This is a genomic window from Stenotrophomonas sp. AS012628 (assembly GCF_010608305.1).
GTDB lineage: Bacteria > Pseudomonadota > Gammaproteobacteria > Xanthomonadales > Xanthomonadaceae > Stenotrophomonas > Stenotrophomonas geniculata.
Map to the genome: position 1 here is coordinate 1 of NZ_VMBJ01000077.1, position 10259 is coordinate 10259.

At 66.9% G+C, this 10259-nt stretch carries 12 protein-coding genes; 8 read left to right on the forward strand and 4 right to left on the reverse strand.

Features of this window, described 5'->3' with window-relative positions; translation table 11 throughout:
• Positions 1-64: 64 nt before the first annotated feature.
• The gene (locus G5A07_RS20605; RefSeq protein WP_010481778.1) at positions 65-484 is read right to left on the reverse strand and encodes a hypothetical protein; all 420 of its coding nucleotides are present in this window, start codon (positions 482-484) and stop codon (positions 65-67) included.
• 122 nt (positions 485-606) lie between these two features.
• Between G5A07_RS20605 and sufT the strand changes: the two genes are divergently transcribed.
• The 6 genes from sufT (at position 607) to G5A07_RS20635 (ending at position 6604) form a co-directional block, all read left to right on the forward strand.
• Entirely contained in the window at positions 607-1158 is a 552-nt protein-coding gene (gene sufT / locus G5A07_RS20610) for a putative Fe-S cluster assembly protein SufT (RefSeq protein WP_005415385.1), read from the forward strand.
• Positions 1159-1217: 59 nt separating this feature from the next.
• The gene (locus G5A07_RS20615) at positions 1218-2312 is read left to right on the forward strand and encodes a branched-chain amino acid aminotransferase (protein ID WP_010481775.1); all 1095 of its coding nucleotides are present in this window, start codon (positions 1218-1220) and stop codon (positions 2310-2312) included.
• A 174-nt stretch (positions 2313-2486) separates the two neighbouring features.
• Positions 2487-3143: a hypothetical protein gene (locus G5A07_RS20620; RefSeq protein WP_143994653.1), complete on the forward strand. Its 657-nt coding sequence runs from the start codon at positions 2487-2489 to the stop codon at positions 3141-3143.
• On the forward strand, positions 3140-3475 hold the full coding sequence (locus G5A07_RS20625) for a transcriptional regulator (RefSeq protein WP_010481771.1): 336 nt from the start codon (positions 3140-3142) through the stop codon (positions 3473-3475). Before G5A07_RS20620 ends, G5A07_RS20625 begins: the two co-directional genes overlap by 4 nt.
• 1 nt (position 3476) lies before the next feature.
• The gene (locus tag G5A07_RS20630; RefSeq protein WP_126561080.1) at positions 3477-4499 is read left to right on the forward strand and encodes a M23 family metallopeptidase; all 1023 of its coding nucleotides are present in this window, start codon (positions 3477-3479) and stop codon (positions 4497-4499) included.
• Positions 4500-4864: 365 nt separating this feature from the next.
• Positions 4865-6604, forward strand: coding sequence for a S8 family peptidase (locus G5A07_RS20635; RefSeq protein ID WP_029379778.1), 1740 nt, complete (start codon positions 4865-4867; stop codon positions 6602-6604).
• Between the two features lie 119 nt (positions 6605-6723).
• On the opposite strand, the gene G5A07_RS20640 is transcribed toward G5A07_RS20635, so the two are convergent.
• The 3 genes from G5A07_RS20640 to wrbA all read right to left on the reverse strand — a co-directional run bounded on the left by G5A07_RS20640 (position 6724) and on the right by wrbA (position 8214).
• Positions 6724-7209, reverse strand: a complete 486-nt coding sequence (locus tag G5A07_RS20640; protein WP_010481766.1) for an asparaginase domain-containing protein — start codon at positions 7207-7209, stop codon at positions 6724-6726.
• A 79-nt stretch (positions 7210-7288) separates the two neighbouring features.
• A complete protein-coding gene (locus G5A07_RS20645) occupies positions 7289-7624 on the reverse strand; it encodes a DUF2069 domain-containing protein (RefSeq protein WP_049408967.1) in 336 nt (111 codons plus the stop codon).
• The gene (gene wrbA / locus G5A07_RS20650; protein ID WP_191863930.1) at positions 7621-8214 is read right to left on the reverse strand and encodes an NAD(P)H:quinone oxidoreductase; all 594 of its coding nucleotides are present in this window, start codon (positions 8212-8214) and stop codon (positions 7621-7623) included. Before wrbA ends, G5A07_RS20645 begins: the two co-directional genes overlap by 4 nt.
• 77 nt (positions 8215-8291) lie before the next feature.
• Between wrbA and G5A07_RS20655 the strand changes: the two genes are divergently transcribed.
• Positions 8292-9566, forward strand: coding sequence for a YihY family inner membrane protein (locus G5A07_RS20655; protein ID WP_019338135.1), 1275 nt, complete (start codon positions 8292-8294; stop codon positions 9564-9566).
• Positions 9563-10132, forward strand: coding sequence for a TlpA disulfide reductase family protein (locus G5A07_RS20660; protein ID WP_019338136.1), 570 nt, complete (start codon positions 9563-9565; stop codon positions 10130-10132). The genes G5A07_RS20655 and G5A07_RS20660 overlap by 4 nt, the downstream gene beginning before the upstream one ends.
• Positions 10133-10259: the final 127 nt, after the last annotated feature.

Genomic DNA, 10259 nt, shown 5'->3' on the forward strand with positions numbered 1-10259 from the left:
CCGCTGCGCTCGCCGGGCATGGCCCGGCGCTACCCTCATCCACGCGTGACGTGGATCTGCGCGGTCAGCGCGCCAGCCAGGCGCCCACGGCCACGCCCAGGGCCAGCCACAGCCATTCCATTGCGCCATTGGCGAGGGTGATCAGGGTCCAGGCCAGGTGCGGGCCCATCCGCATCGTGGCGTCCCACAGATCCAGCCCGATCGAGCCGCCCATCCAGGCGCTGGCGATGGCCCAGTTGGCCACGGCGGCCACCAGCAGCGTGCCCAGCACGACCAGCGCGATGCGCAACCGGCCCGGGCCCAGCGTACCCATGCGCAGCATGAACACCAGTTCCAGGGCGGTCAGTACCGCCATCCAGCCGACCTGCCGGCCGGTCATCAGCGCCAGCACCATCCAGGCAAGGGGAGCAACAACCAGACCCAGCAACAGCATGATGGGCCAGAGCCAGGTCACGGTCCTGGCACGCGCGGCATTGGAGGACATCGAAGCTCCCTGAAGATCACCCACAGGATACTGTGGTTTGCCGCAGTGCACCGGCGGCCGCAGGGCGGCTGGGCTAGAATGCCGTCTTGCGTGGCCCCGGCCACGGCCCCATATCGGTCCCCATGTATTCCCGTAGCAGCGAACCTGTCCACTTCGAACGCGATTGCGAGGCCGTGATGGTCCCGCAGGGCGATACCGTGACCCTGCCTGCCGGCAGCTATGGGTACATCACCCAGGCGTTGGGTGGCAGTTACTCGGTGTTTGTCGAGGGCAACCTGTTCCGCATCGCCGGCAAGGACGGCGACGCCATCGGCAAGGAGGCGCCGGCACCGCTGGAGCTGCCCGCCGATGCCACGGATGAACAGGTGGAACAGCTGGTGTGGCAGCAGCTGCGCACCTGCTTCGACCCGGAAATTCCGGTGAACATCGTCGAACTGGGCCTGGTCTACGAAGTCGAGATCAAGCACCTGGACGAAGGCAAGCGCGAGATCGACGTGAAAATGACCCTGACCGCACCGGGCTGCGGCATGGGCGAGATCCTGGTCGACGACGTGCGCAGCAAGCTCGAAATGATCCCGACGGTGGCCGAGGCCGACGTCGACCTGGTGTTCGACCCGCCGTGGAACCAGCACATGATGTCCGAGGCGGCCCGGCTCGAGACCGGCATGCTTTGACCCACGGCCCGCAGTGACGCGGGCCCGGCATTACCCGCAACCAGAACAGGAAATCTCCGGTGTCCCAGTCCATTCCCAGCTTCGCCGTCACCCGTTCGGACCACCCGCGCAGCGCTGAAGAGCGCGCCCAGATCCTGGAGAAGCCGGGCTTCGGCCTGCACTTCACCGACCACATGGTGGAAGTGCGCTGGGACAAGGACACCGGCTGGCACAACGCCAACGTGCGCGCCTACGGCCCGCTGCAGCTGGACCCGGCTGCAGCCGTGCTGCATTACGGCCAGGAAATCTTCGAGGGCATCAAGGCCTATCGCCATGCCGACGGTTCGATCTGGACCTTCCGCCCGGATGCCAACGGCCGTCGCCTGCAGCGTTCGGCGCAGCGCCTGGCGCTGCCGGAACTGCCGGTGGAGATCTTCGTCGAATCGCTGAAGCAGCTGATCGCCGTCGACAGCGCCTGGGTGCCGTCGGCCGATGAGTCGAGCCTGTACTTCCGTCCGTTCATGATCGGCGACGAAGCCTTCCTCGGCGTGCGTGGCGCGCACAAGGCCGGCTACTACGTCATCGCCAGCCCGGCTGGCCCGTACTTCGCCAAGGGCGTCGCCCCGGTGTCGATCTGGCTGTCCACCGAATACGCGCGTGCAGCCAAGGGCGGCACCGGCGCCGCCAAGTGCGGCGGCAACTACGCGGCTTCGCTGCTGCCGCAGCAGAAGGCGCAGGCACAGGGCTGCTCGCAGGTGCTGTTCCTCGACCCGGTCGAAGGCAAGTACCTGGAAGAACTGGGCGGCATGAACGTGTTCCTGGTCTACAAGGACGGCACGTTGGTCACCCCGCAGCTCTCGGGCAGCATCCTTGAGGGCATTACCCGCGAGAGCATCCTGCAGCTGGCCCGCGACCGCGGCATGAAGGTCGAAGAGCGCAAGGTCAGCATCGACGAGTGGAAGGACGGCGTTGCCTCCGGCGAGATCGCCGAAGTGTTCGCCTGCGGCACCGCGGCGGTGGTCACCCCGATCGGCCAGCTGAAGGGCGAGGGCTTCTCGGTGGGGGACATCAATGCCCCGGCCGGCGAAGTGACCATGTCGCTGCGCAAGGAACTGACCGACATCCAGTACGGCCGCCTGCCGGACCGCCACAACTGGCTGGTCAAGCTGGGCTGATCGCCCACGCCGAACCGTAGCGTCGAGCCATGCTCGACTGCGCCTCTGGAAAGCCCGTCCCAGTGACGGGCTTTCTGCGTTGTGGGCCCGTCCGCCAGACCGCAGCAGGTGATCGCTTGACGCAAATAGGTTTGCGATGCAAACTAAATTCAAGCGACCCCGATGGAGCGTGTCATGCAGCAGCCGTCCGTCATCGATCCTTCCTCGCGCCTGCAGGCGCTGACCCGTGAATACTCGCGGTATTCGCGAAGTGCCGGGGGCCTGTCGGCGATGGCAGGCGGCATCGCCTGCCTGGCCTCGTTCCTTGCCGGCGCCCTGTTGCCGACCACCCTGGCGCTGCGCATCGTGCTGATTGCCGTGCCGGTGCTGTGGATCGTCGGCAAGCAATGGCTGGCACGCCGCTACTACCAGCGGCTGGGCCAGGTCGAGGAGCAGGTCACGCCGGTCGAACGCAATTTCCAGCGCTTCTTCATCGCCTTCACCGCGCTCGTAAGCGTGCTGGTGATCGGCAGCGTGCTGACCCGGCTGGTACCGATGGGCGAACGCCCCTGGGACCTGCGCGCCATTGGCTACCTGGTCGTGGTGGCCCTGTTGCCCTGGGTGGTGTGGCGCTGGCTGCGGACACCGCTGGAGTTCATCGTGGGCGTGTTCCTGCTGTGCCAGGCCGCGCTGGCCTTCACCGGGCAGGCGTATGGCTTCGGCCCGAGCACCGCGGTGTTCCCCTTGGCATCCATCGCACTGATCGTGGTCGGCTGGCGTGACCACCAGCGCTTCCAGCGGCTGCAGGTGGAGATGCGCGCGTTCATGGCGGCGCGGACGAACGTCGAATGACCCAGCTGCCTGATTCCAGAGCGCTGCTCCAGCTCGACCGCTTGATCCACGAGCCGGCGCGCCTGCTGATCCTGTCGATCCTGGCAGGTGCCGAATCCGCCGAGTTCGGATTTGTCGAGCATCTCAGCGGGTTGAGCAAGGGCAACCTCTCCAGCCATCTGAGCAAGCTTGAAGCGGCAGGTCTGGTCGCCATCGACAAGTCGTTCCGCGGCAAGCGCCCACTGACCACTTTGCAGTTGACGCCGAGGGGCCGCACTGCCCTGGCCGAGTACCGCACGCAGCTGGCGGCCATCGTTGCCGGCCTTCCCGATCCGGATCGAAAGGACCCCTGACATGACATTGCTTCCGCGCCTGTTTGCAGTTCTGGTTGTTTCCTTCTCTGCTCTCACCAGTGCGGCTGCGGCCACAGATCCGCGCCAACAAGGCGCCACGCTGACCACGCAGTTCTACGAAGGGCACGTCGACGCACTGTGGGAACGGATGACGCCGCAGATGCAGGCGGGGCTGCAGTCCCCGCAGAGCCTGGTGGCGCTGCGCGAGCAGGTGCTGGCGGGCTGGGGCGCAGAAACCGAGCTGGTCAGTGAGAAGGTCGAGAAGGTTGATGGATTCGACACCTATCTGCGACAGGCGCGCTTCGCCAGGAGCCCGGCCATCATCCAGGTGCTGTGGGCCATCGATGCCGAAGGGCGGATCGGCGGCTTCTACATCCGCCCGCTACAGACCGCACCGCCGCAGGCAGCGGCGAGCGGGTTCCTCGACTACCAGACCCGCACACGGCTGCAACTGCCGTTCGACGATGAGTACTTCGTGTTCTGGGGCGGGCGTACTGTCGAACAGAACTACCATGCGGCCCATGCCGGCCAGCGCTTCGCGCTGGATCTGCTGGTGCTCCGCGATGGCCGCTCGCACCGTGGCGATGGGCTGCGCAACGATGACTACTACTGCTTCGGTCGCCCGATCCTCGCGCCAGCCGATGGCACGGTGGTGGAAGTGATCGAGGGTGTGGCCGACAACGTGCCGGGCCAGATGAATGCCGCCCAGCTCACCGGTAACCGCGTCATCCTCGACCACGGCAATGAGGAGTACTCGGTGCTGGCGCACCTGCGCCAGGGCAGTGTGCGCGTTGCGCAGGGACAGGTTGTCCGCAGCGGCGCGCACCTCGGTGACTGTGGCAACAGCGGCAACTCCTCCGAGCCGCACCTGCACTACCAGCTGCAGGCCGGGCCCGTGTTCGGTGTCGGCGAAGCGTTGCCGGCACAGTTCTCCGGTTACGTGGCCGATGGCCAGCCGATTGCACGCGGCGAGCCGGTCAAAGGGCAGCGCATCCGGCCGGCGCGCGTTCCGCAGGCAAAGTAGTCAGCGCGTCCGACGCGGCGGGCAGGCGCTCCGCGGTCGTTGGTGACAGCAGTGGACGCCGATGTCGGCAAAGTCATCGCAGGACATGTGATGACCCAGTCAGGTGCGTGCAGGGCCCGAGAAAGTTCCTTCACCTTCACAAACCCTCGACCCGGGAAGTCTCAGAACGAACATTTCATCTTGCTGAAAAGACGCTGAAAATCTTGTGGTGTCCGGTTTTGGTCTTTAGCGTCATCTGCACGGCGGATCGGAAGGGGGATCCGCTGGCTCGCCGGACTTCGAACCTCGCCAATGCAAGCCAGCCCAGGGTTCGGGCCGGTGCTTCTGCCGATTCCGGCATTCACACCACAAGAAAGGGAAATACGATGTCCCAGGTAACGCAACCGCGTGTGCGTCGAGTGTGGGTGGTCCTTGGTGCGTCCGTCCTGTCATCGCTGCTGCTGGCCACGCCTGCGCTGGCCGGTGATGTCCAGCTCAGCGGCCTGCAGTCCGCGCAGACCCACCAGCGTTTCATCGTGAAGTACCGCGACGGCAGCGCGCCGGTGGCCAACACCACCGCACTGGCCTCTTCACTGAAGAGTGCCGCCGCCGGCCTGGCCAGCAGCCAGGGCCGCGCGCTGGGCCTGCAGCAGGTCCGCAAGCTGGCCGTCGGCCCGACCCTGGTCAAGACCGATCGTCCGCTCGACCAGGCCGAATCCGAGCAGCTGATGCGCAAGCTGGCCGCCGACCCGAACGTGGAATACGTTGAAGTCGACCAGATCATGCGTGCCACGCTGACCCCGAACGACACCCGCTTCAGCGAGCAATGGGGCTTCGGCACCTCCAATGCCGGCATCAACATCCGGCCGGCCTGGGACAAGGCCACCGGCACCGGTGTGGTCGTGGCGGTGATCGACACCGGCATCACCAACCATGCCGACCTCAATGCCAACATCCTGCCGGGCTACGACTTCATCAGCGATGCGGCGATGGCGCGCGACGGCAACGGCCGCGACAACAACCCGAACGATGAGGGCGACTGGTACGGCGACAACGAGTGCCAGGCGGGCTACCCGGGCTCGAACTCCAGCTGGCACGGTACCCACGTGGCCGGTACGGTGGCGGCGGTGACCAACAACAGCACCGGCGTGGCAGGTACCGCATTCAACGCCAAGGTCGTGCCGGTGCGCGTGCTCGGCAAATGCGGCGGTTACACCTCTGACATCGCCGACGCGATTGTGTGGGCCTCCGGCGGCAGCGTCAGCGGCGTGCCGGCCAATGCCAATCCGGCCGAGGTCATCAACCTCTCGCTGGGCGGCGGTGGCAGCTGCTCGACCACCTACCAGAACGCGATCAATGGCGCTGTCGGCCGTGGCACCACCGTGGTGGTCGCCGCCGGCAACAGCAACACCAACGTGTCCTCGTCGGTGCCGGCCAACTGCCCGAACGTGATCGCAGTGGCGGCCACCACCTCGGCCGGTGCGCGTGCCAGCTTCTCCAACTATGGCAACGGTATCGATATCTCGGCACCGGGCCAGGGCATCCTGTCCACCCTCAACAGCGGCACCACTACCCCGGGCAGTGCCAGCTACGCTTCGTACAACGGCACCTCGATGGCGGCACCGCACGTGGCCGGCGTGGTCGCGCTGATGCAATCCGTAGCCCCGAGCCCGCTGAGCCCGGCGCAGGTGGAGAGCATCATCAAGAGCACCGCACGCCCGCTGCCGGGCGCCTGCTCGGGTGGCTGCGGCGCCGGCATCATCGACGCCGACGCGGCGGTCGCTGCAGCGATCAACGGCGGCGGCCCGAACCCGGGTGGCAACGTGCTGCAGAACAACGTTCCGGTGACCGGCCTGGGCGCTGCCAGCGGCGCTTCGCTGAGTTACACCGTGAACGTTCCGGCCGGCAGCACCCAGCTGCGCGTGGCGATCAGTGGCGGCAGCGGTGACGCCGACCTGTATCTGCGCCAGGGCAGTGCCCCGACCGACACGGTGTACACCTGCCGTCCGTACCTGAGCGGCAATGCTGAAACCTGCACCGTCAACAGCCCCGCCGCCGGCACCTGGTATGTGCGGGTGAAGGCGTACAGCACCTTCTCGGGCCTGACCCTCAACGCCCAGTACTGAGCCCAAGCCCCTCTCCATGGGCACGCCCCGGCTTAGGCCGGGGCGTTTTTGCATGGGGCCGCGCGGTGTGCGTGCCGCCGCGTCGTGGTGGGTGCCGACCCTGGTCGGCACGCCGTTCCTCAAACCGATTCGAAGCGGTTCGCGGCCACGTTCTTGCGCACGTGCTGCGGGTCGAAAATCCGCCCGTTCATCGCGATGTACACGCCGCTCGGCAACGACTGCACCGCACCGATCGCGCAGCCGATGTTGAACTCCGCATCCGAACCGCGGAAACGCGCCGGGCTCAGCGCGCCGGTCATCACGATGGTCTTGTCCGGGATCGTCGCCAGCACCTTGCCGGTCTGCACCATCGAATCGGTGCCGTGGGTCACCAGCACGTGCCGGGTCGGCTGCGCGGCGATGGTGGCGCGGATCAGTTCGCGGTCTTCATCGTTGATGTGCAGCGAATCCTTGCGCAGGATCGGAATCACATTGAAGCGGAACGTCACGCCCAGCTCGCGCAGGATCATGCCGATCTGGGGGTCGCCGATCTGGTAGTCCGACTTGTCGTCGAAGTAGATCTTGTCGATCGTGCCACCGGTGGTGACGACCAGGAGCTCTTCCATCATGTGCATGCGCGAAACCAGGACAGGTACAGCGGCGCGGGGCCAGGAACACAGATGATACGGCCCGGCGGGCGCAGCGTCAGCGTCGCTTGCCGAAGCGGGCGCGCAGCCCTGGCAGGCTGGCGCTGAAGATCACCAGCAGGGCCAGCGCGATCTCGATCAGCGCCAGCCAGCGCGTCTCCGGGTGGCTCCAGGCGCTCATCACGCCGTGGCTGAACCAGCCCAGGGCCAGCACCGAGGCCCAGAAACCGGCCTTGCGCCAGCCCAGGCGCAGTGCGATGGCCAGTGCCAGTGGCGGCGCGGTGAACACCAGCTGGGTGGCCAGCCAGTGCTTGTCATTGATGAACCAGCCGGCGAACAGCGCGGCCAGCCCCATCAGGGCCAGCAGCAGGACCGTGCGCGGCGCGGCGCTCATCGGGCCAGCCGCTGCGCGATGTCGGCCACCCGGTGGCCCAGCGCGCGCGCCAACACCGCCTCGTCGTCGGTCGGCTGCGGGTCGTCGGCGGCACCGGCGACGTGGCTGGCGCCATAGGGCGTGCCGCCACTGGTGGTGTGGCTCAGCGCCGGCTCGGTGAACGGGATGCCGACGATCACGCAGCCATGGTGCAGCAGCGGCACCTGCATCGACAGCAGGGTCGATTCCTGCCCGCCGTGCATCGAGGCGGTGGAGGTGAACACGCCGGCCGGCTTGCCGGAAAGGGTGCCATTGACCCATTCGGCGCCCAGCCCATCCAGGAAATGCTTGACCGGGGCGGCCATGTTGCCGAAGCGGGTCGGGCTGCCGAGCAGCAGGCCCTGGCACTCGACCAGGTCCTGCACGCTCACATAGGGGGCGCCATCGTCGGGCACCGGCGGCTGCGCGGTCTGGGTCACCGCGGCCACCGGCGGTACCGTGCGCAGGCGCGCGCTCATGCCCGGCACTTCGCCGATGCCCCGCGCGATCTGGCGCGCCAGCCGTGCCACCGAACCGCCCCGGCTGTAGTACAGCACCAGAATCTCGCCCATCGTGCCCGCTTCTCCTCGTCGTGTGGCCACCAGTATGGCTATCCTGCGAGCATTCCGCATCGGGTACCCTTTCGCCGATGGAACCTTTGGATACGCTCAACCTGTGGATGGAGCGCGCGCGGGATCGCGCACGGGCCATCAGTTTCGGCCGCTTCCTGTGGCATCGCTTCCTCGACGACCGCCTGTTCCAGGCAGCGGCGGCGCTGGCGTACACCACGGTGTTCGCGCTGGTGCCGCTGGCCATCGTGGTGTTCGGCGTGCTCTCGGCCTTCCCTGTCTTCGACCGCTGGAGCGACCAGCTCAGCGATTACGTCTTCTCCAACTTCGTGCCCAACGCCGCGCGTGCGGCGGAGGGCTACCTGCGGCAGTTCTCGGCCAGTGCCGGCCAGCTCACCGCCGCTGGCTTCATCGCGCTGGTGGTATCGCTGCTGATCACCCTCAACAGCGTTGAAGAGACCTTCAACCAGATCTGGCGGGTCGGTTCGACCCGGCCCAAGCTGACCCGCTTCCTGGTCTACTGGACCGTGCTGACGTTGGGCGCGATGCTCGCTGCCGCTTCGCTGGCGGTGTCGGCGCGTGTGTTCGCGATGCCATTGTTCGGGACCCAGGAAGGTCGTTGGCTGGCCGAGTTCGCGCTGCGGCTGGCGCCGATCCTGATCGAGTTCGTCTGCATCACGCTGATGTTCCGGGTGGTGCCGCACCACACCGTGAAATGGCGGCACGCGGTGCCCGGCGCGATTCTCGCGGCGGTGATCCTGGAACTGGTGAAGTGGGGCATCGGCGCCTATCTGGGCAGTTTCCAGTCCTACCAGAAGCTCTACGGCACGGTGGCGTTCGTGCCGATCCTGCTGCTGTGGATCTACCTGTGCTGGGTGGCGGTGCTGCTGGGCGCGTCGCTGTCCTCGTCGATGGCGGCCTTCCGCTACCAGCCGGTGGAACTGCGCCTGCCGCAGGGCTACGAGTTCTATGGCCTGCTGCGCCTGCTCGGCCGCTTCCACCATGCACGTGCCAAGGGCAAGGGCCTGGCCGACGATGAAATCCTGCGTCTGGAGCCGATGCTGACCGACTCGCTGCTGCAGGACCTGGCCTGCAACCTGCAGGAAATCGGCCTGTTGCGCCGCGATGAACGCGGCGAATGGCTGCTCTCGCGCGACCTGGACCAGGTGAGCCTGGCCGATCTGTACGAATGCACCCAGCTGCGCATCCCGGTAGCCGAGCAGCATCTGCCCTACCGCGACGACAGCCTGGGCCGTGCTGCGCTGGCGGCACTGGACGATCTGCGGCTGCCCCTGCGCGAACGCCTCAAGCGCAAGGTCAGCGATATCTACACCGATTCCGGAGACATGCCATGACCCGCAAGACCCCGTTGCTGCTCCCGCTGGCCCTGCTGCTGGCGCTGTCGGCCTGCAAGCCGGCCCAGGAGCCGACCCCCGCCAGCAGCCAGCCACCGGCACAGGCGCCGACGCCGACCACTCCGGCACCGGTCGATGAAACCCCGGCCGAGCGCACCACCGCCGAGTTCCCGACGCTGAAGATGAAGGCAGTGGATGGCAGCGACTACGACCTGGCCGCGCATCGCGGCAAGTGGGTGGTGGTGAATTTCTGGGCGACCTGGTGTGCACCGTGCCGCAAGGAAATGCCGGAGCTGTCGGCGCTGCACGCGATGCGCAGCAACATCGAGGTGGTCGGCCTGGCCTATGAAGACATCGAGGTGCCGGAGATGCAGTCGTTCCTGACCAAGCATCCGGTGACCTATCCGATCGTGATCGTGGACCCGTTCGACCCGCCGGCGGATTTCGCCACGCCGCGTGGTTTGCCGTTGACGCACCTGCTGGACCCGCAGGGCAAGCTGGCGCACAGCTTCCTCGGCCCGGTGACGGCCGCCGACATCGAAAAGCAGATCGCTGCTGCCAAGTAGGTTGGGTATCGGCAGGGCTGCGCCCTGCACCCGCCGAAACTTTCAAGCAACGGCAACAGCAACAGCAACTGCCAAAGTGCGATTTCCGTCTTGTGGCGGGGCGGTGTCGGAGTGCGGGGACGCCGCA